Annotated in this window: 9 protein-coding genes; 7 read left to right on the top strand and 2 right to left on the bottom strand. The window is 69.5% G+C overall.

The genetic code is table 11. The features are described from left to right. Positions 1–15 precede the first annotated feature (15 nt). Positions 16–17,775: a Calx-beta domain-containing protein gene (locus tag ACOQPE_RS06040; RefSeq protein ID WP_420610956.1), complete on the bottom strand. Its 17,760-nt coding sequence runs from the start codon at positions 17,773–17,775 to the stop codon at positions 16–18. Positions 17,776–18,254: 479 nt separating this feature from the next. Beyond that, on the bottom strand, positions 18,255–18,536 hold the full coding sequence (locus ACOQPE_RS06035) for a hypothetical protein (protein WP_420610955.1): 282 nt from the start codon (positions 18,534–18,536) through the stop codon (positions 18,255–18,257). Positions 18,537–18,579: 43 nt separating this feature from the next. Between ACOQPE_RS06035 and ACOQPE_RS06030 the strand changes: the two genes are divergently transcribed. The 7 genes from ACOQPE_RS06030 to ACOQPE_RS06000 all read left to right on the top strand — a co-directional run bounded on the left by ACOQPE_RS06030 (position 18,580) and on the right by ACOQPE_RS06000 (position 21,796). Beyond that, positions 18,580–18,972 carry a hypothetical protein gene (locus ACOQPE_RS06030; RefSeq protein ID WP_420610954.1) on the top strand — a complete coding sequence of 131 codons (393 nt, stop codon included), beginning with the start codon at positions 18,580–18,582 and terminating at the stop codon, positions 18,970–18,972. Next, positions 18,923–19,324, top strand: a complete 402-nt coding sequence (locus tag ACOQPE_RS06025; protein WP_420610953.1) for a hypothetical protein — start codon at positions 18,923–18,925, stop codon at positions 19,322–19,324. Before ACOQPE_RS06030 ends, ACOQPE_RS06025 begins: the two co-directional genes overlap by 50 nt. Positions 19,325–19,353: 29 nt before the next feature. Further along, a complete protein-coding gene (locus ACOQPE_RS06020) occupies positions 19,354–19,545 on the top strand; it encodes a hypothetical protein (protein ID WP_420610952.1) in 192 nt (63 codons plus the stop codon). Positions 19,546–19,574: 29 nt separating this feature from the next. Further along, on the top strand, positions 19,575–19,838 hold the full coding sequence (locus ACOQPE_RS06015; RefSeq protein ID WP_420610951.1) for a hypothetical protein: 264 nt from the start codon (positions 19,575–19,577) through the stop codon (positions 19,836–19,838). After that, positions 19,828–20,136: a transposase gene (locus ACOQPE_RS06010; protein WP_420609181.1), complete on the top strand. Its 309-nt coding sequence runs from the start codon at positions 19,828–19,830 to the stop codon at positions 20,134–20,136. Before ACOQPE_RS06015 ends, ACOQPE_RS06010 begins: the two co-directional genes overlap by 11 nt. Beyond that, a complete protein-coding gene (locus ACOQPE_RS06005) occupies positions 20,133–21,002 on the top strand; it encodes an IS3 family transposase (protein ID WP_420610950.1) in 870 nt (289 codons plus the stop codon). The genes ACOQPE_RS06010 and ACOQPE_RS06005 overlap by 4 nt, the downstream gene beginning before the upstream one ends. A 536-nt stretch (positions 21,003–21,538) precedes the next feature. Next, positions 21,539–21,796 carry a helix-turn-helix domain-containing protein gene (locus ACOQPE_RS06000; RefSeq protein WP_420610949.1) on the top strand — a complete coding sequence of 86 codons (258 nt, stop codon included), beginning with the start codon at positions 21,539–21,541 and terminating at the stop codon, positions 21,794–21,796.

The following is a 21,796-nucleotide window of genomic DNA, read 5'->3' as shown; positions in this document are numbered from 1 at the left end:
CGCCGTGGGGTTGGGTTAGTCGGTGATGGTGATGGTGTAGGTGCTGATGTGGCCGAGTGTGTAGCCGGGGCCGTTGAGCAGGCGCAGGACGATGGTCTCGTTGGGTTCTCGGGTGCGGTCGTTGACGGGTCTGATTGTGGGGAGTCGCCAGTAGCCGTAGGCGGGGGCGGTGGTGGGGGCGGTGATGGTGCCTTGCCAGATGCCGTCTTGGTCGTTGTCGTGGAGGGTGTAGGGATGCTGCCAGGTGATCTGGTAGTCGGCGCCGAGGGTGGCTGTGGAGGCGTTGGCGTCGATGGCGAAGTGGATGGTGATGGGGGCTGCGGGGGCGGGGCTGATCGTGAAGGAGGGGTAGCGGGCGATGTCGTGCTCGCTGACCGAGCTCGACTGGTGGACGAACGAGACGCGCGGCGTGGCGGGGGTGGCGTCGTCGTCGACGATGGTCAGGGTGAACGCTGTCGGCGATCCCAGCAGGTAGCCGGCGCTGCCGGCCGGGGCGGTCAGTGTCAGCACGACGGTCTCGTCGCCTTCGTTGGCTGTGTCGTCGGTGATGGGGATGTGGACGGCGGCGGTGGTGTCGCCGGCCGGCACGGTGACGGTGCCGGTGGGGGCGGTGTAGTCGATGCTGCGGGTCGCGGTGCCGCTGATCGTGTAGCGCACGGTGATGGGCGCGGCGGGCGCGGGCTGCACGGTGAGGGTCACCTGGTGGGTGCCGGCGTTCTCGCTTGCCTGGTCGGCTGCGGTCGCGAATGCTGCCGTGGGCGACACGTCCTGGTCGGTGATCGTCAGGGTGTGGGTGCCGCGGGCGCCGATCTGGTAGCCGGCGCCGCCGGTCAGCGTCAGGATCACGGTCTCGTCGGGCTCCTGGCGGAAGTCGTCGATGACGGTGACGGCGATGTCGACGAACGCGGCGCCGGCCGGCGCGCTCACCGATCCGGTTGCGGTGAAGTCGGTGCCGCGGGTCGCGCTGCCGCCGACCGTGTACGCGACGGTGACGGGGCGGTGCGGCGCCGGGCTGAGGTTCACCCGCACCCGGCGGATGCCTGAGCTCTCGTCGGCGCTGGATGCCGTGGCGGCGAACTGCGCGGTGGGCACGTCGTTGTCGCGCACCGTCACCGTCGCCGCGGCCGGCGTCCCGACGACGTAGCCGCTGCCGGCGGTCAATGTGACGGTCACCGACCCGTCGGCCTCGTCCGCGCTGTCGTTGTGCGTGGGGATGCTGATGGTGGCGCCTGTGCCGCTGAGCGTGCGCGTCTTGTTCGGCCCGAGCCGTCCCGAGGACACGAACTGGCCGTTCTGTGTGACGGTGTAGCGCACCGAGACCGTGCCCGACGGCGCCGGGCTGGCCGACACCGCGAACGTCGCCGCGCCGCCCTCGTCCACCGCGGACCCGGCGGTGACGGTCACCTGCGGCACGCCGGCCGTGTCGTTGTCGGTGATCGTCAGCGTGTGCGTGCGCCGGGCGCCGAGGTCGTAGCCCGCCCCGGCCGCCAGCGTCAGGATGACCGTCTCGGCGCTCTCAGCAGCGCTGTCGTCGGCGACCGCCACCGGGATCGTCGCGGCGCCCGACGGGCCGACGGTCACCGTGCCCGTGTTGGAGGTGACCCCTGAGATCGTGTAGTCGCTGCCGCGCACCGCCGTGCCCGACAGCGCATACGACACCGCGGTGGCCTGCGCGGGCGCAGGGACCAGCCGCACCGTGACATTGCGGGTGCCGGCCGACTCGGCCGCCGTCGAGGTTGCCGCCGCGAACTGCGCTGCGGGCACGTCGTCGTCGCGCACCGTCACCGTCGCAGAGCTCGGCGTCCCGACGACATAGCCGCTGCCGGCGGTCAACGTGACGGTCACCGACCCGTCGGCCTCGTCCGCGCCGTCGTTCAGTGTGGGGACGCTGATGGTGGCGCCTGTGCCGCTGAGCGTGCGGGTCTTGCCCGAGCCGAGCTGCCCCGAGGCGACGTACCGGCCGTTCTGGGTGACGGTGTAGCGCACCGAGACCGTGCCGGCCGCCGGCGGGCTGGCCGACAGCGTGAACGTCGCCGCCGCGCCCTCGTCCACCGCGGGGCCGGCTGTGACGCTCACCTGCGGCGCCGGGGGCGGCGGCGGGGGCGGCAGCGGCCCGCGTTCGTTGTCGGCGATGGTGACGGTGTAGGCGGCGATGGCGCCGAGCGTGTAGCCGGCGCCGTCAAGCAGGCGCATCACGATCGTCTCGTCGCGCTCGCGGACACTGTCGTCGACGAAGCGGACCGTGGGCAACCGCCAATAGCCATAGGCAGGAGCGGTAGCAGGAGCGGTGACGGCGCCCTCCCAGACGCCGTCCCCGTCGTCGTCGCGCAGCGTGTAGGGATGCTGCCACTCGATCCTGTAGTCGGCGCCGAGAGCGGCGGTGGACGCGTTCGCGTCGATCGCGAAGCGGACCGTGAGAGGTGCTGCGGGGGCAGGGCTGATCGTGAAGGAGGGATAGCGGGCGATGTCGTGCTCGCTGACCGAGCTCGACTCGTGGACGAACGAGACGCGCGGCAAGCCGGCAGTGTCGTTGTCGACCACGGTCAGCGTGTGCGCAGGCACAGCAGCGCCCACCGTGTAGCCGCTGCCGCCCGTCAGCGTCAGGATGACCGTCTCGGCGCTCTCAGGCGTGCTGTCGTCGGCGATCGCCACCGGGATCGTCGCAGTGCCCGAGGGGCCCACCGTCACCGTGCCGCTGTTGGACGTGACCCCTGAGATCGTGTAGTCGCTGCCGCGCACCGCCGTGCCAGACAGCGTGTAGGCCACCATCACGCTCGAAGACGGCGCCGGAACCAAATTCACCGTGATGCTGCGGGTGCCGGCCGACTCGGCCGCGGTCGACGTCGCCGACGCGAAGTCCGCCACCGGCACCGCCGCGGCGCCGGCGATCCTGAACACCGGCGACATGGCATACAGCGGCCGCTGCTGGGAGCGGGCGCTGTGGCCCTCGTGCATGAACGCCCACGTCACATCATGCGACGCGGCACGCGACACGGTGCTGTTGCCCAGCGGGTAGCTGTACGCCTCGCAGGAGTTTCCGGTGCCCGTCCACGCCTGATGGGCCTGCCCCGCCGTCACCCCCACAGCGATGCTGCGGCTGCCGGTCTCGCTGCGCGGATCGTCGACGCCCCAGCCGCCGGTCACCCCGCTGCCCGAGGCCACCGCCTGATCGCACAAGTCGGCGTAGTTGTTCGCCAGCTTCGCGCCGCCCAGCCACCAGACCGGCGTGCCCGCCGTATTGCCTGCGTTGGGGACGGTGGACCCGTCAGCCCACACGTCGCCTGCTGCGTTGAAATGGCCGGTATGGCCCGACGCCAAGCCGACATGCACCCGCGCGGTGGTCCCCGTCGAACCCGAAGAGCTGCGGGTCGACGCGAACGCCTTGAAGAACCCCGCATAGGCCACGATGTCCGCGTGGCCGCCCGACGCCAGCACATTGCGGACGAACACGTCGTAATCGGCGATGTCCGACGACGCGGCATCACGCGTGGTGGAGGTGCGGAACAGCAGCCGGAAGTCGTCGCCCGCCCCCAAACCCGACGGCGCCAGCCCCCACGACGACGGCACCGTGATATCGCCCGTCTCGTCATCGACCACCACGAACCCGAACGGCCCGCCCGTCACCGCCCCCAACGTCGCGCCGCCCCCGCCGCCGGGCGCCCGGGCGCCCGAGCCGTAGCCGATCACCACATAAGGCTGGGTGCGCACCGCGTTGTTCACCGGCGAGAACCGCAACACAGCCGTCGTGGCGCCCGCCGAGAACCGCACCGCCGGATTCTGGGCGCTGTGCGGATTCGAGGTCACAAGCGCCACACCGGCCTGCGTGGCGGGATGCAAGCCGAAGCTGTAATCCGAGCCTGCCGCCGCGCCCTGCACGCTCAGCGGCACCGTCACCGTCTCAGAACCCGTCAAGGCCCGGCCCAGCGCGACCGTCACGTCCTTGCGGCCCGACGCACCCGCAGCGCCCTCGACCACGTCGCCGCCAGCCGCCGACAGCGTCACCGTCACCGGCGCCGCCGCGGTGTCGTCGTCTGTGACCGTGACCGTCGCCGACGCCACCGTCGTGCCCGACAGGGTGCCGGCCACGGTGACCGTCTCGTCGTTCTCGACGGCGCTGTCGTCCGTCGGGGTCAAAGTGAACATGCCGGTGCCGGTCCGGGCGCCCGCGGCGATCGGGATGCTGAACGTCGACGGCGCCGCCGTGAAGCCGACCACGCCCGCGCCGCCTGAGCCCGAAACCATCACCGCCACCGACTTCGCGTCCGCGAACCGGGTCGTGCCCTGAACGGTCGCGGTGACGGTGATCGCAGTGGCGCCGTCGCCCTCGCCCACGCTGGAGTCGTCGACCGACAGCGCGATGTTCGTGGGGGCCACGTCATTGTCGTTGATCGTGATCGTCGTGGCCGCGGTGGCGCCGGGGTCGTAGTCGGCGCCGTCGGTGATCGTGAGCACGATCGTCTCGGGCCCCTCAGCCAGCACGTCGTCGACGACTGTCACCGTGATGCTGCCCGCAGTAGCGCCCTGCGCGAAGCTGACCGTGCCGTTCAGCGTCCCATGGTCAGCCGCTACCGCAGAGCCGCCGACGGTGTAGGACACGTTCAGCCCGCCAGAGGGCGCGGCGGCCGACAGGCTCACGGGCACCGTCACGGTGCGGCTGCCCGCCGCCTCTGCCGCGCTGTACGTCGCAGCCCCGAACGACGCAGTCAGCGCCGCGGGCGCGGCGCTGGCGATCGTGAACGTCGACGGTGTGCCGCTCACCGAGAACGCGCCGCCCGAGCCGGTGCTGCTGTGGCCCGACCGCAGGCTGATCCCGGCGGTCTCGCCGGTCTCGGGATGCACCGAGTCGTTGCGCGCGCTGACCCGGATCACGGCGTTGCGCACGCCGCTGCCGCCGGCGATCGTCAACGCAGGCGTCGCGCCGGACAGGCCCGTGCACGACACGCCCGTGCCGTGGCAGGTGATCGTGTAATCGCTGCCCTGCGTCGCGGTGCCAGCGGGCGCGAAGTTGACCGTCACGGTCTCGCCCGGCGCCAGGTTCCGGCCGGGGTCCACGGTGTAGTCCAGGCTGGCCCCTTCGCTCACCGTGCCGCCGCCGCCGCTCGCCGACACCGTCATGGCGTCGTTGTCGGCGACCGTCACGGTCGCTGTGTCGGCTGTGCTGCTGACGGTGTAGCCGGCGTTGGTCAGCACCCGCACCGTCACCACAGCGTCGGCCTCGTCAGTGCTGTCGCCAGAAGTGGTCACCGTGTGCGTCTTGGACGTCTCGCCCGCAGCGAACGAGATGGTCTTGAGCCCTTCCTGGGCGTCGGGCACCATGTCACGGCCGTCTTCCTCGGAGACGAACAACCGCACCGTCAACACGTTCGGCGGCGCCGGATCGGCGCTCACCGCGAAGCTCAGCGCAGTGCCCTCGGCCACCGACGTCTGTGTGGTGGTCACCGACACGACCGGGTCGCTGGCCCGCACGAAGACGGGCGACAGCCCGTAGAAGCGGCGCGTCGCAGTGCGCGACGCTGTCTGGCCGCTGCCCAGCGGCGCCCGGCCGCTGCCGGAGTCGTTCAGATAGCCGACCGTGACGTTCGACGAGCCCAGCGGATTCGACGACCGCGCGCCCGCGGCTGTGGACCCGGTGAAATAGCCGTCGGCGTCGACGCTCACCACAGTGCCCGACTCGTCTCGGGGCACGCTCTGCGACGACGGCGTCTCAGTCGCGATCCACTCGCCGCGGAACTGCCCGTTGTCGGTCGCCACCCGCTTGGTGGCGTCGCCGGTCTCGCCCAGCCAATAGAACGGCATCGTCGCAGACCCCGTCACGCCCGCGTGGTCCCGCAGATGCACCCCGGAGGTGGAGCCCAGAACGGTGAAGAACCCCGCATAGGGCACGACGTCTGCGTGGCCCTCCGCCAGCAGCCCCCGCACGAACGCGTCATACTCCGCGATATCGGTCGACGACGCATCGCGCTCGGCCGAGGACACGAACACCAGCCGGAACCGCGGCTCGCCCTGACCCAGCACACCGCTGGGCGCCAGCGCCCAAGACTGCGGCACCACAACATCGCCGGTCTCGTCGTCAGTGATCACCCAGCCCACCGGACCGTCCGACGGCGCCGCGAAGTCGACGCCGGACCCAGACGGCGCCCGCGCACCGGCGCCGTAGCGCACCAGCACATACGGCTGCGTGCGAGTGCTGTCATCGACCGCGGCGAACCGCAACACCGCCGACGAAGCGCCGCCTGTCAACACGACCCTGGGCGCCTGAGCGCTGTCAGACCCCGCCACCGACAGCGCCACGCCAGCCTGCGTCGCGGGATGCAGCGCCAGCGTGTAATCAGACCCAGCCGACGCCCCCACCACATCCAGCGGCACCGCCACCAACTCGCCCGACACCAAAGCACGAGACAGCGTCAACGTCACATCGGCGACGCCGCCGTTCTCCGCCACCGCGGCCGCCGAAGCGCTGATCGACACCGTCGTGTCGTCATCGTCAGCGAGAGCCACCGACGCCGGCGCCACCGCCGCGATGCCCGCCCCGCTGCCCGACACAGCGATCACCTCGTCGAACTCGTCAGCAGAGTCGTCCACCGGCGTCACCGCAAAAGTCGTCGTGCTCGACACCGCACCGGCCGCCAACGTGATCGCAGCCGGCGCAGTCGCCGTGTAGTCCACCGCAGCAGCGTTGCCTGATCCGGCTGTGGTCACGTTCACGGTGCGCGGCGTGCCGTAACGCGTCGAGCCGTTCACCGTCGCAGTCACCGTCACCGTCTGAGCGCCGCCGCCCTCGCTCAACGACAACGGCGACACGCTCAACGTCACCCCAGACGGGGCTGCGTCGTCATTGGTCACGGCCACGCTCGCGCCTGTGACCGTCACAGGCGAAGTACCCGAGATCTGCGCCGCGCCGTCGGACTCAAACCACACGTTGTCGTCCGGCGTGAGCGTGAACATCCCCGTGGCCGATGCCATCTCGGCCGGGATCGTGACGCTGAACCCCGACACCTGCGCGAATCCCACCTGGCCCATGGCGTCGTGGCCTGTCACGCTCACAGCCACCGCCTGCGCGGTGCCGAACGTCGTCGAGCCGTTCACCGTCGCGGTCACGCTGATCGACTGCGCGCCGCCGTTCTCGGTGACCGACGTCAGGCTCGCGGTCAGGGTGATCCCCGTGGGCGCAGCGTCGTCGTCGGTCAGCGCGATCGGCGCCGCCGGCGCGCTCACCGTCACCGTCGAGTCGCCGACCACACTGAGGTCGATCAGCATGACCGAGTTGTCCGACTCGTCGACCGCGTCGTCGTCGGGCACGAGCAAGAAAGACGAACTGCCCGTCCGCGCGCCCGCCGCGATGATCACATAGACATCGGCCACCTGCCCCATGTCCACATAATTCGCCGACGCCGTGTCCGCACGCGACGACACCGACACCTTCACCGTCTTCGCGGTGCCGAACCGCGTCGAGCCGTCCACCGTCGCCGTCACCGACACCACAGTCGACCCCGCACCCTCCGACACCGTGCTGAGACCCGTCGACAGGCTGATACCGGTCGGCTTCGCGTCGTCGTCGTTCACCCTCACCGAAACGCTCGGCATCGACGGCGTGCTCGGCGTGTAACGACTGCCGTCGCCGTTGCCCGACGAGATCGAATGCGTGACCGTCACATCGCGGCGGTCGCCCGGGTTGTCGATCACGTCCTGGTCGCCGCGCACCGTCACCGTCTGGGCCGTGCCCCAGTTGCCCGACGTGCCCGACGTGAACACGAGATCCACCGACGACCCCCACGTCGACCCGCCATCGTCGCTGACCTGCGCACCGTCAGGCGCCGTGGCCGTGATCGTCACATTGCTCACGGGCTGGGTGGCCAGCACCACCGTGTAGTCGTCGGTGTCGCTGCGGTCCTCGGTCACCGTCAACGGACCGCCCGCGACCGTCACCGCCGCGATGTCATCATCGGTCACGTCCACATCGACGTTCGCGACCGAAGTGGACGCCGTGTACTTGCCGCCGGTGTCGCCGGTCTGCACCGACTGGGCGACGGTCAGCTCCCGCTTGTCGCCGGCGTTGTCGATGTCGTCGTCCTCGCCGCGCACCGTCACCGTCTGGGCCGTGCCCCAGTTCGACGGCGTGAACGTCAGATCCAGCTGCGACACCCACGCCCGGCCCCCCGCAGGGCCGTCCACCTCCACACCAGCGGGCGCCGCCACACGCACCACCACGTTGGTCAACGGCTCGCTGGTCAGCCTCACCGTGTAGCTGTCGGTAGCCGTGGTGCCGTCCTCAGACACCGTCAAAGGACCGCCCGCGACCGTCACGCCCGCGGTGTCGTCATCGGTCACCGTCACCGAAACGGCATCGATGGCAGTGCTCGTCGTGTAACTGCCGCCGTCGCCGTTGCCCGACGTGATCGCATGGCCGATGCTGACCGCGCGCCGGTCACCGGCGTTGTCGATGTCATCGCGAACGCCGCGCACATGCACCGTCTGCGCCGCCGACCAGATGCCCGAACCCGACGGGTTGAACGTGAGGCCCCGCGACGAATGCCATGTCGTCCCGCCGTCGGTGCTGACCTGCGCGCCCGCCGCCGCCGTCGCCGTGACCACCACATTGTTCAGCGGCTCGCTGGTCAGCCTCACCGTGTAGCTGTCGGTCGTCGTGGTGCCGTCCTCAGACACCGTCAAAGGACCACCCGCGACCGTCACGCCGGCAGTGTCGTCGTCGGTGACGTCCACGTCGACGTTCGCCACTGCCGTGGACGTCGTGTACTTGCCGCCGGTGTCGCCGGTGTGCACTGTCTGGGTGATCGTCACGTCGCGTTTGCCGCCGGCGTTGACGACGCTGTCGTTCACGCCGCGCACCGTCACCGTCTGGGGCGAGTTCCAGTCCTGCGGCGTGAACGTCAGATCCAGCTGCGACACCCAGCTGCTGCCCGCCGCCGGGCCGTCCACCTCCACACCCGCCGCCGCTGCCGCCCGCACCACCACATTCGAGAGCGGCTGCGAATCGAGCCTCACCGTGTAGGTGTCCGTACCGCCGTTCTCGACGACGACCGTGCTCCCGCCCGACTCGACAACCGTCACCCCCGCAGTGTCGTCGTCGTTGATCGTCACTGCCACGCTGGTCGTAGTGCCCGCGGTCACGCCGGCGGGCAGCGTGCCGAGCTCCAGGGTGAGCGTCTCGGCGTCCTCGGCGATCATGTCGTCGACAGCGGTGAACGTCAGCGTGCCCGACGTATCCCCCATCGCCACCGTCACGGGGCTCGGCAGCGTGTAATCGCCAGCCGACGCCGACGCGGCCGGAGACGACGCCACCCGAACCGGAATGCTCAACGCCGACGGCGCCGCCCCGCCGAGCGTCACCGTCACCGTCAGCGTGCCGCCCTCAGCCACCGACCCGCCGCCGGACACGCTCAGATCCGCGGTCACCGAGCCCGTGCCGGTGTCGCTGTCGTCGGCGACGCGGATGGAAGCCTGCGAAGGGTCGCCGACGCGGTAGCCGCTGCCGGGCTGAAGGGCGGCGGTGATCGTTCCGTCGTCGTCGGCTACGTCGTCGTCGACGATGGGAACCTGATGGGTCAAGATCGCCCCGGTGGTGAACGTGACGGTCTGGTCGCCCTCGTCGCCCGCAGCCACGAAATCGCCGGTCTCGGAGATGCGCAGCGTCACATCGGTCGACGACGACGGGACCATGTCGCCCTGCACGGTGAAGACGGCGGGCGAGGCGCCCTCGGTGACCGCGCCTGTGCCGGCGACGGTGACGGTGTAGGTCGGGCCGCCGGCGAACTCGTCGTCGTGGACATGCACCCACACCGGCGTCGTGCCATACGCGGCAATGGGCGCCCGCGTGCCGTTGGTCACCGCCGCGGCGGTCAGGCTCAGCTCGACCAGCCCGTCGTCGGCGTCGGCGCCGGCGCCGGTCTCGTCGGGCGCGGTCACCCACACCGTCTGAGGGATCCACCAGTTCTCCTGCGAGAACGACAGAGCCGTCTGGGTGCCCGAAGCGCCCAGATCGGCGTCGGCCACCACGGCGCCGCCGCCCGACACGTCCACCCAGAACCGCCCCGCTTCGGCCGGCCGGCCGGCCAAGCGCACGTTGAAGCCCACAGCGTCGCCGCCCTCGTCGGCGAACAGCACCGCGCCATCGCCGCTGAACGTCTCGCCGTCCGACGACACCACGATCCCCTCGGAGCGGTCGTCGTCGAGCACCGCCGCCGTCACCGACGGCCCCGCACCCACGGCGCTGTACACCGAGCCCGTCGTGGACACGCTGTGGGTGACCGTCACCGACTCGTCGACCGCGTCGTCGTCGTCCACCGGCGCCAGCGTCACCGTCTGAGGCACATCCCAGTCGTCCGCGGTGAACACCAGACCGGGGTGGGTCGTGACCGCGTTGCCGTCATCGTCGCGGCCGAACCCCACCGCTGCGGTGTCGCCGCTGACCGGCGTCACCGTCACCACCTCACCCGCAGCAGGCGCTGCCTGCAGCACTACCTCATAGGTCGCCGCCGCCAAGCGGCCGAGCCTGGCGCCTCCGCCGTCTCCTGTGTCCACCACACGACGCGCAGCACCCTGCACACCCTCCACCAACTCCAAGCCCCGCTCCGACACCCGCACCCCCGCGTCGTCGTCGAGCACCGTCACCGCCACCGACGCCACATCAGCAGCCGTCAACGCGGTGTAGGCGGCCGAGCTCCCCGCGGTGACGCTCGGCCTCTTCCAGGTGACGGTGAGCTCCTCGTCGTCGAAATCGCCGTCGTCCGGGGCTTTCACGCCGATCGTCTGCCAGGTCTGCCAGTTGCCCGATGTGCCGCCGGTGAAGTCCAGCGTCTTCTTCGGAGAGGTGATCCCCTCGGGAAACACCGGCTCTATCCGCACGGTCACGCCGCTGCCGGGATCGGCGTCCAGGCGGACCGCGATCTCATGGTCGCGCGCTCTGCCGTCGGTTCTGCGGGGCAGCTTCTCGCCCCGCTTCGCTCCCTCGATCACCGTCAACGACCCCGGCACTACCGTCACGCCCGCCGACATGTCGTCGTCTTCGATGCGCACCGTGAACGTGCGCACCACGGTCCCGTCGGGGTGCGCCCTGCCGTAGCCGGAGGTCATCGTCACCGTCACGGTCACCATCTCGTCGCCGAAATCGTCGTCGTCCTTGGCGGCGAAGCCGACTGTCTGGGTCCCCCGGTATGTGAGTTCGCGGGCGCCGGCCGACTTCTTGAACGTGAGCGTCACTTGGCCGTCGTCGTTGTCGTCTCCCGCCAAGGCGAGCTTGGCGGGATCGCTCACCGCCACAGTCACCACCACATCGCGGGCGCTCTTGGGCGGCTCGCTCAACTCGACCGCCACCTGATGCACGGTCGGGTCGCCTTCTTGGATCGTCGCCCAGGCATCGTTGGCGGTCAGCTCCGCCTTCTTGCCCTCGGTCTCGAGCCCCTCGAACTCGATGCGCTTGCCGCCATCGCCGGTCTCGCTGCCACCCGCCTGGCGGACGATCAGCCGGTCCTTGGGCAGCACATGCACCCGCGCAGTCCGCGGCCCGGGACTCAGCCCGACGCCGTCGGGCGTGGCCGGATCGGCGTCGACGCCCGCCGAGCCGTCCGGCGAGAACACCGACAACAGCTCCACATCCAGATAACGCCGCCCAGTCGCACGGCTCGCGTCGTCCCTGGACATGAGCTTGAACACCCCCCCAGTGCTCAGGCTCGCAGGCGCGGCGAAGGTCACGATGAACTCCGCGCCGTCCACCTTCGACTCGTCCACATCGTCGGTGGAGGGGTCGTCCACAGGCCCCTCGACACGGATGCTGCCAGACCTGTCGACCGTGTAGTGCTCGCCATGGACGCCGCCGGTGATCCGAACACGAGCAGCCACCATCTCGCCCGCGGCGTTCCTGTTGCCCTTGAGCGTGAACTGGGCGGACCCCCCTTCCTCGATCACCCGCGGCTGCTCGAGGCTCGGGCCGCCCGCATCCGCGAACCAGCCCGCCGTCAGCCCCGGCGTGGCGTCGTCGTCGGCCACATACGCGCGCATGTCGGGCAGGGCGATCCCGTCGTCCACCCCGCCCGTGGCAGTGCCGGCCGCATACGGAGAGCTGGTGCGGAACGCCGACGAGTCGTCCGCAGCGCCCCGTATCGAGTGGCCGATCAGCACGTTCTGCTCGCTGTCGGCGTCGTCGTCGGCCTCGGGATACACCGTCACGAACTGCGGCGTGCCGAAATTGCGGCGCGTGAACTCCAGCACCGCCTCCCCCGCAGGCGCGATGCTCCCGCCCGTGAACACCTTCAGCAGGCCCACATCGGGCGAGGTCACCACCACACGCGCCACCACCGGATCCGCCGACGGCGTGCAGCGCGGCAGATCCGCGGTGTAGGGGTCGTAATCGCACGCCGGCAGAGCCGCAGACGACCCCGACGGGTCGTGGCTCAAGCTGATTCCGTAGCGCGCCGACGCGCCGCCCTCGGCGATGAACACCCGCGGCTGGGTGAACACCAGCGTCGGCGGGTCGGACTCGGTGATCGTCACCGTGTGCCCCGTCCGGCTGCCCAGGTTGTAGTCGTCGCCGTCGGTCAAGGTCAGGATGATCGTCTCGCCCGCATCAGAGGCGTTGTCGGCGGTGATGGCCACGTCGAAAGCGGCCGAGGCGGCGCCCGCGGGCATCGTGAACGAACCGCTCAGCGCGGTGTAATCGCTGCCCGCCGTCGCCGTGCCCCCCGTCGAGGTGTACGACACCGAGTACGCGGCGTCCAACGCACGCGACGCGTCGACCCGCACAGATACCGTCGCGCCCTCCCGGCCCTGCGACACCGACGCCGCGAACTCCACATCCGGCGGCGGATCCGCCTCGGCCAAGGTGACGGTATGCGTCTTCTGGCCGCCCAGGCTGTAATCGTCGCCGTCGGTCAAGGTCAGGATGATCGTCTCGCCCGAGTCGTCGGGGCTGTCCTCGGCGATCGGGATCTCGATCTCGGCGGAGGTCTGCCCAGCGCGAATCGTCACCGGGCTCGTCGGCGCCGTGAAGTCCCCCGACTGCGCCGAACCCGCAACCGTGAACGCCACAGCGGTGTCCTCCGCCACCGCCCGGGGTGCCTGCACCGTCACCGTTGCCGTCGTGCCCTCCTTGGCCGTCGAGACCGCATCTGAGAACTCGACCGACGTCGCGTCGAAGAGAGTGATGGTGTGACGCACCTGGGTCGTCTGGCGCGTGTTCGGGCCCGCGTCGTAGCCGTCGCCGTCGACGAGCGTCAGGATGATCGTCTCGCCGGCGTCGCTGTCGGTGTCCGCGGTGACGGGGATGCTGAGCGTCGCGGTGGTGTCGCCGGCGCCGAACCGCACCGGGCTCGTCGGCGCCGTGTAGTCCGCTGACGTCGCGGTGCCGCCCAACGTGAACGTCACATCGGTCGCTTCCGCGAACGCATGCGACGCCCGAACCGTGACCGTGACCGTCTCGCCCTCGACGCCCTGCGACGTCGCCGCAGCGAATTCCACATCGGGAAGATCCCTGATGGTGACCGTATGCGTCGTCTGGCTGCCCAGGTCGTAGCCGTCGCCGGCGACAAGAGTCAGCACGATCGTCTCGTCGGCCTCGTGATTGTCGTCGGTGAGAGTCCGCAAAACTATTTCACCCTCAGTCTCCCCCTCCAGAATCGTCTCACTCGAGATCGATGTGGCCGTGACGATGGTGTAATCAGAGCCGCGCACCGCCGTGCCGCCCAACGTGAAGCTCACGACAGTGTCCGCCTCGACCGCGCTCTCGGCCTCGACAACGATGGTGCTGTAGTACGGGAACTCGAACGGCTGCCCCTCGAAGCTCCTGGAGCTGGCGGTCTTGAACTGCACCACCGGCACCGCAGCGCCGTCGTCGTCGGTCACGGTCACCGTCGCCTCCGACGCGCTGCCGATCTGTGCCTCGCTGGGCTGGCTGAGCTGCGCTTTGAACGTCTCGGCGCTCTCGCCGGTGTCGTCGTCGACGATGTCGATGGTGACCGTCTTGGAGGTGTCGCCGGGGGCGAACTGGAGGTAGCCGGCGTTGGCGGTGTAGTCGTCGGGGTGGGTTGCGGCGCTCGCGCCTGTGCCGTCGGCGGTGGTCCAGTACACCGACGCGGGCACCAGCGTGGTACCGGTCTTGGTGACGGTGAGCGTGGCGGTGCCGTCGCCCTCGCCGGCGGTCGCCGTTGCAGGGCTGAACTGGAACGAGGGCGCATCCGCGTCGTCTTCGATGATGCCGATGGCGCTGCCCTTGGTGGGGTCAATGATCGGCGCGTTGGTGCCGGTGGGTGCGCCGAGGGTGACGGTGAGGTAGTGGTCGCCTTCGTAGGTGCTGTCATTGGTGGTGTTGACGGTGAAGGTGTTGCTGGTTTGGCCTTGCGCGATCACTACCGTGCCGGCGTCGTTGTCGTAGTCGGCGCCGGTGCCGCCGGAGGTGCCGGCGGCGATGATGTGGGCGGGGTCGGAGGTGACGCCGCGCCCGTCGGCGAGGGTGTAGGGGACGGTGATGCCGCCTGCGGGGGCCGCATCTGGGATCGTGACGGTGAAGGTGATCGGGCTGCCCTCGGCGGCTTGGGCGGTTTCGATGGAGGCGCCGCCGACGACGGTGAACTCTCGGGTGGACAGCGCATACAGCGGAAGCAGTTCACCGTGGGAGGGCGCGGTGGCGCAGTTCTGCGCGTTGGTAGCCGGTCCCAACGGCGTGAGGGTGGCGTCGCCGAGCTTGCCGATGTTCACGTTTGACGAGCCGGCTCTGAGGTGGTGCGCGGTCCCCCCGCAGCTATCTCGGCGCTGCCCGTCGAATTCGGAACCGGTCCAGTAGCCGGACGCGCTGATCGTGGCCGCGCTGGCGTCGGCGTGCTTGGGGTTGGCCTCGTCATCCCAGTCGCCGTCTAAGAAGTCGGCTGTGTCGTCGGCGGCTTTGGCTCCGCCCATCCAGTAGATGGCGGCGTTGTTGCCGGCATCTTCCAGCTTGGCGTTGTTCGTGGCGTTGCCGCCAGGGTTGTCGGTGGCGGAGTTGGCGCTGATCACCGCGGCGAAGTGGTCTGCGTAGGGCTTGAGGTCCGGCACCCCACCCTGCTTCAGCTGGTCGCCGGTAATCTCGGCTCGGACGAAGTCGTTGTAGTAGGCGTAGCCGACTTCGGAGGCCGCGGTGGTGGCCGTGGTCACATACAACAGCCGGAACTTGTCGCCGATCGTCAGCCCGGGCGGCAGCAGGGGCCAGTCCCGAGGCACCTGTCCGAGCGATGGGTCGATGCCGTCCAGGCCCTTGTCGGTGATGCCGAACCACCCTTGCGCGCCGGCGGGCTGCGCTCGAATGCCGCCGCCGAGGTTGCCGTCGACAGGGGCGCTGCTGAGCGGATTGTCGGTGTCGGAGTCGAACAGGTAGAAGTCGTTGGGGAACGTGACCGCGAACGCCTCGTCGTAGGTCTCGCCGTCGTCGAAGCCGTCTTTGGCGTGCACGACGATGGTGGCGGCCTGCGCGCCGGCGCCGCGGAACTCGACGTAGCGGAAGCCGACGTGGTTGGGGGTGTACCGGTTGGAGTGCTCATAGGACACGCCGGTGCCCGTCGCGGTCATGACGAAGTCGTTGTGCTGGGGCGGCCAAGCGACGTTCGCGCTGGCGCGCACGCCGCGGTAGTCGTTCGTGACGACCCTCCGCTCGCCGATGTCGTTGGGCCAAGCGCCGCCGTGGTCGGGCGGGTCCAGCTCGCCTTCCTCCTCGGTCGGCTCCTCGATCACCGGTATGTTGCCGTTGGCGACCGCCTCGAGGCGCAACGGCACACGCACATACTCGCCTTCGACCAGGGCGCGGCTCAAGGTGAGCGTCAGGGTGCGGTCCACCAGCGTCGCGTCGCCCTCCACCATCACCCGCGAGATGTTCTCGGCGGTCGCATCGTTGTTCGGGTCGCGCACGCCCGTGCCGGCCATGGTGATGGTGGTGGGGTCGTCGTCGAGCACGCTCACCTGGTGGGCGACGTCGGCCAGGGCGGCGTAGGCGGTGTCGCCGCTGAAGGCGTGGGTGACGGTCATGGTCCGCCGCGGCTCGTCGTTCCTGTTGCCGGTTGGGGTGACGGTGACGGTCTGGGGCGTCGCCCAGTTGCTGTTGGTGAACGTGAGCGTGCCGCCGGCGTTCACCGCCCCGCCCGATGAGATCGTGGTGGTGACGGTCACGTCGCTGGTCGGCTGGGTGTTCAGCCGGATGTCGTAGCTGTAGCCGTCGCCCTCAGTCACCACGCGCATGTGGGGATCGTCGTGCTCGATGATCGCGAGGCCCGGCACGGCCTCGGCGAGGGTGACCGACTGGAACCGCTGGCCGGGATCGCCTTGGGGGCGGTCGGGGCAGCCGTGGGCGGCGCAGACGCCGCCGGCGAGGCTCGACTGGTGGTGGCTGGGGCGCCAGGGCTGGTCGGTCGGCGGCATCCCGATCTGGAGCGTCTGGCTGACCGAGTCGCCGTCGGTGAGCGCGGTGACCTCGATCACGCCCTCCTGCACCCCCGCCCCGGCCAGAGTCACCAGCCCGCCTGTGCCGTCGTCGGAGTCGGCGTAGGACACGCCGGTCTGCCCGCCGGCCGCCGCCAGCGAGAAATTCGTGCCCAGCGCCGCGCCGCTGAACGTCAGCGCTGCGGTGACCTCCTCGCCGGCGACCAGCGCACGGTCCAGGCGCACCAAGACGGAGGCCTTGTCGGTGTTGCCCTCGGTCGCGGTGTTGTCGGGGGTGCTGGCGGGCAGCAGACGTACCCGTGTCGGCTCGTCATCATCGGTCACCCGCACCGGCAGGCTCGGGATCGAAATGCCAGACACGACAGCGGCGTTATTCGCCGTGGAGTCGTTGTAGGCGGTGCCGTCGCTGGCGTTTATCGAGCCCTGCAAGACCCTGAACGTGAGATTGCCGCTGACTGTCCCGCCCGCGGTGTCCACCGCGTTGTCGGTGGAGATCACCGTGAACTCCCGCGACAGGTCCGTGGCACCCGACGGCCAGTACCCCACCACATACTCGGCCCGCACCGCATCATGGCCGGCGGCGCCCGCAGCCGGGTAATCACGAGACAACGAGCTGTTGATCCGAGCGAACGGCCCCATAGACGACGAGCCGGTGCGCACCCCCGTCGTGGTGGAAGCCACCACCACAATGTCCTGAGTGGGCGCAGACGCCAGAGTGATCTCGAACGCAGCGCGCCGGTCGCGGCCGTCGCCGTTGGCAGAGTCCTCCATCACCGACAACACGCTGCCCCCGTGGACAGTCAGCGTCGCACCCGTGCCGCTCAGCGTGGTGTCCGCCGCCGGCTCGGTCACCGTCACCGTCCACTCGCCCAGCACCGTGCCGCTCGAGCAATCAGCAGTCGTACACAACCGCACGCCGAACGTCTCATCGTCGGTGCCGTCGCTGTCGGCGTTCGCCGTCACCTCGAAACGGATGTTGCGATAGACCGAATCGGGATAGGCCCTCGGGCCGGGAGCATCGGGGGGTATCTGCTGCGCCGCGCCGCGCAGATTGGCGGTGGTGGCCGTTATGTCGCCGGCCTCAGCGGTGAACGAGCCGCTGACGCTCGTGTGGAGGTAGTACTCCGGCCGGGTGGGAATGTTCGTGATCTGAAAGGCGCGGGTCTGCCCCTCGACAATCTCGGTCCGATGCAGAACCGCCGGCGAAGTGACCTGCTGCGCCCCCGCCTCAGATGGCCCCTCGGCCAACGGCAAACCCACCGGCACCACCGCCAGCAACGACCCCAGCAGCACCACCGCCAACGCCGCGGCCAGCGGCCGTCGCACGCTGCGATCGCCGCCGCGGCCCCAGCCGCCCCTCACACCAGCACCCCGCCCCGGAACTCGGGGGGGGGGGGGGTCAAATCCGCGGGTCACACCAGCGCCCCGCCCAAATGCAGGGGGGGGGGGGAAGCCCAACTCGGTTGCCTGTTTGGCTAAGAGACCGCGCAAACACTCCGTCAGCTCCGACATGCACCTCGACCTCTCTGCCTTCACATCCGGACGCGCGCACACAACGTACTCGCACCAGAAACACCTCAAACGCCACGCCGTAACCCAGCAGTGAACCAGCACCAGCGGCCCAAAGCAATACCCGCCCGCCCTGCCGCGGCGGCGCGGCGCCGGCCAGCGCTGCGACGCCCGCGCCCGCCAGCATCGCGGTCGAATCGGCCAAAGCTACGCCCGCTCGGCCCGTCCGCAGCGCCAGCCGGTCCGCCCCCAGCAACCGATGCCCCGCGATCCGCCCCGTGCTCGCTGGCCGACAAATGCCGAAAATGACTTTCGTTCCTCAACCCGGCGGCCTACCGTCGGCTGGCGGCCCTGCCCCGCACCGTCAAGGAGCCCGCCGTGTCCGAAGCCGAGCGTTCCCGCACCGAAGCCGCCGTGAGTACCATTTCCACCGTGCCCGAAGGGTCCGAGAGCGACGCCCCGACTGGGTCACCACCAGCGGAGGCCCCAGCCACGCAGGCCGCAACGCCAGCAAGCTCGCCGCCCGCGGACTCGCCCAGCGTGCCCGCAACGGCCGCTCCGGCAGCCGGCACCGCGACCTCTGCAGCGAACACGCGGCGGTCGATCGCGCTCACGATCCCGATCCCCACGGCCGTCGTTGGCGCACTCGTTGCAGGCATGTTCGGCCTGCTGTTCTTCAGCCTCAACGGCCTGCGCGCCGACATCGCCAGCACGAACAGCAGAATCGACAGCCTCCGCAGCGACATGACGGGCGAGATCGGCGCACTGCGTGCTGACACCACGGGACAGATCAACAGCCTGCGTGCCGAAACCACGGGACAGATCGACGGCCTCCGCAGCGAGATCGGCGCACTGCGCAGCGACATGAACCAGCGCTTTTCGGAGGTGGACCAGCGGTTCGTCGAGGTCAACCAGCGATTTGCCGAGATCCATGGGATCCTGCTCGGCCACAGCGACCGGCTCGCCCGCATCGAGACCCGCCTCGGCATCGAGTCTCTGGATGCCGCAACTGCCGCCGATGAGGCGGCGGGTCAGCAGCACATGCCGTAACCGGCGAAGCAGCGGCGCCGCATGGGCCATCGCGATCTACCTGTGGGCGACATCGCTGAAGGGCGTGTCGAGCATGAAGCTGCACCGCGACCTGAACATCACTCAGAAGTCGGCCTGCTTCCTCGCTCAGCGGCTGCGCGAAGCGTGGTCGGGCATGGGCGGCGACATGGCCGGACCTGTCGAAGTGGATGAGACGTTCGTGGGCGGGAAGGCGAAGAACATGCACACTGTGGATCGTGAGCGTCGCATCACTGGCCGCGGCGGGATCGAGAGTTTCTGGGCGCTCGCGCGGTCGCGCCGACCGCAATCATTCGTAAGACCGCCTCACGGGCCTTGGCCAAGCTATCTCTAGTGCGGAACATTATGCGCTAGCTTATGTGTTTGGCAGCCTTGATCGACCCCCCCCCCAACGTGCCGCCGCCGAACCTGTTCACTCCCGACTTCGGGCAGGCGCCGCACATGCTCGTCGGCCGCGATGCACTGGTCGACGACCTCCGAAAGGGACTCAGCGCCGGCCCCGCCGACAGCCGCTTCACGACGCTGCTGCTCGGTGCCCGCGGCTGGGGATCCTGACGGAGGCTGCTGGTTCATTGCCGTTCCAGATGCAACTGGTCGGCGACTATGCGTGGCGCATCGCCGACGCACCGATGAAGCCCATCGACGCGAGCGCGGCTTCTGTCGCTGCCAGGGAGGCCAAGCGGACCATCCACGAGCGCGTGGCGCTGCCGACTTGGCACGGACTCAACGAGACGGAACAGCGCTACATGCGGGCGCTCTCGGAACTCGGCAGCAAAGCTCATCCAAGCCAGATCGCTCACCTCGTTGCCGGTGGGCTTCCCCCGGAATCTGGGAGGCATGCTCTTTGAGGAAAGGGGAGCTGTGCCAGAGACACGAAGAAGGTTCGATCCGGAGTTCCGCGCTGGTGCGGTGAGGATCGTGACAGAGACGGGCAAGCCGATCGCTGTGGTCGCCCGCGATCTTGGGATTCACGCGGGCACGCTGGGCAACTGGGTGAAGGCCGAGCGCGGTGCCGGCGAGGGGGCGCTGGACGCGGACGAGCGGGCCGAGTTGGTTCGGCTTCGGCGCCGTTGCGCTGAGCTGGAGATGGAGCGCGACGTGCTCAAACGATCCGTGGTCCTGTGGGTGAACGAGGCGACAAAGTGACCCTGGCGCGGTTTGTGGCTTCCCAGAGGACCGATCACGGCATCCCTCACGCGGTCGCGTGCCGGGCGCTGGACGTCAGCGAGTCGTGGTTCTACCGGTGGCGGCACGGGTCCCCGTCGGGCATCGAGGCCCGCCGGGCGGAGCTCGACGCTGCGGTGCTGGCCTGCTTCGAGGACTCAGAAGGGACCTACGGGTCCCCCAGGATCCGGGTGCAGCTGCGACGAGCGGGCCGGGCTGTGTCGAAGAAGTCCGTGGAGGCCTCCATGGCCCGCCAGGGCCTGGTCGCACGCCCCACCAAGCGCCGCCGCTCCCGCACAGACGACCGCGACGCCGCCCCCGAGGACCTGATCGGACGCGACTTCACCGCCGACGCGGCCGACCGGCGCTGGGTCGGGGACTTCAAAGAGATCCCCACCGGCGAGGGCAAAGTGCACCTCGCCACGGTCATGGACCTGTACTCGAGGCGCATCGTGGGGTTCGCGACCTCGAACTCCTATCCCACAGCCCAGCTCGCCCAGGCCGCCGTCGACATGGCCGTCGCCACCCGAGGCGGCGACGTGACCGGGGTGATCTTCCACACCGACAAAGGCACCCAGTACACCGCCGGCGACTTCGCCCGGGCCTGCGACAGGCTCGGCATCACCCGCTCCACGGGGCGGGTCGGCTGCGCCCTGGACAACGCAGCCGCCGAATCGTTCTTCTCCACCCTCACCCACGAACTCATCCACAAGCGACACTGGGCCACCCGACGCCAAGCCCGCCGAGACATCGCCAGATGGATCACCGACTGGTACAACACACGACGGCTCCACAGCACCCTCGACATGACCAGCCCGACCGACTACGAACAAGCCAACAACCACTGACCAAACCCTCCTAAATTTGGGGGGAAGCCCACCGGGGATCCCAAGACACTGGCCCGCGCTGAGACGCATCTGCGCAACTTCGGCTGCATCACCTCCGGAGACGACGGGACAATCACCATCGGCGACATCATCAACGCCGAAGACATGAGCATCATCATCGAACAGCAGTCGCGCTACGAAATCTCCAGTGCGGCAGCAGGCACCGTGTCCGCGCCAGCGAGATCAACATCGGCGCGCCCTCGATGCAACGCCTTGATGCCGCGGGTGCAAGCACGCTGCGTGCTGCCCAAGGGGCATGCAGGCGGGCATCGTTCCCGATAGCCGAGCGCCAGCTGGCGCAGACCAGAGTCTTCCTCTGCGCCGGGACGCCGATGGGGCCTGCCTTCCATCACGGCTTCCACGCTGCCGTCGCTGGACCCGCCCAAGCATCTGGTGTAGTAATCCCTGGCTGTGTGCTGAGGGCTAGATTTGGCGCGGCTGCGGAGCGAGCCTTCGCTTGTGTCGCACAAGTGCATATTTCTGGTATATTCGCTTGTATGACATCCGCAGCGTTGCCGATCCGCACCCCCATGCAAGCCGGGCGCATCGTCCAGCAGTTCCGCCGCCGACAGCACCGCACACAAGCGCAGCTCGCGGCTGACATCGGCCGCTCTCAGGCGACCATCTCACGCCTCGAAACCGGTCTCCACCAGACCACGCTCGGTGATCTCCTCAGCGCACTTCACGCGCTTGACGTCGAAGTGTCACTGAACGAAGACGACAGCCAACCGGTGTCCGCATCAGACGACATCTGA

Source organism: Candidatus Poriferisodalis sp. (assembly GCF_965219595.1).
GTDB lineage: Bacteria > Actinomycetota > Acidimicrobiia > Acidimicrobiales > Poriferisodalaceae > Poriferisodalis.
Note: the sequence above shows the minus strand (reverse complement) of the source record. Positions and strands in the feature narration are given on the sequence as shown.

Coding starts and splice junctions, on each gene's coding strand:
- ACOQPE_RS06025 (WP_420610953.1), top strand. CDS start 18,923: ATGCCGCAACTGCCGCCGATGAGGCGGCGGGTCAGCAGCACATGCCGT.
- ACOQPE_RS06015 (WP_420610951.1), top strand. CDS start 19,575: ATGCAACTGGTCGGCGACTATGCGTGGCGCATCGCCGACGCACCGATG.
- ACOQPE_RS06010 (WP_420609181.1), top strand. CDS start 19,828: ATGCTCTTTGAGGAAAGGGGAGCTGTGCCAGAGACACGAAGAAGGTTC.
- ACOQPE_RS06000 (WP_420610949.1), top strand. CDS start 21,539: ATGACATCCGCAGCGTTGCCGATCCGCACCCCCATGCAAGCCGGGCGC.
- ACOQPE_RS06030 (WP_420610954.1), top strand. CDS start 18,580: ATGTTCGGCCTGCTGTTCTTCAGCCTCAACGGCCTGCGCGCCGACATC.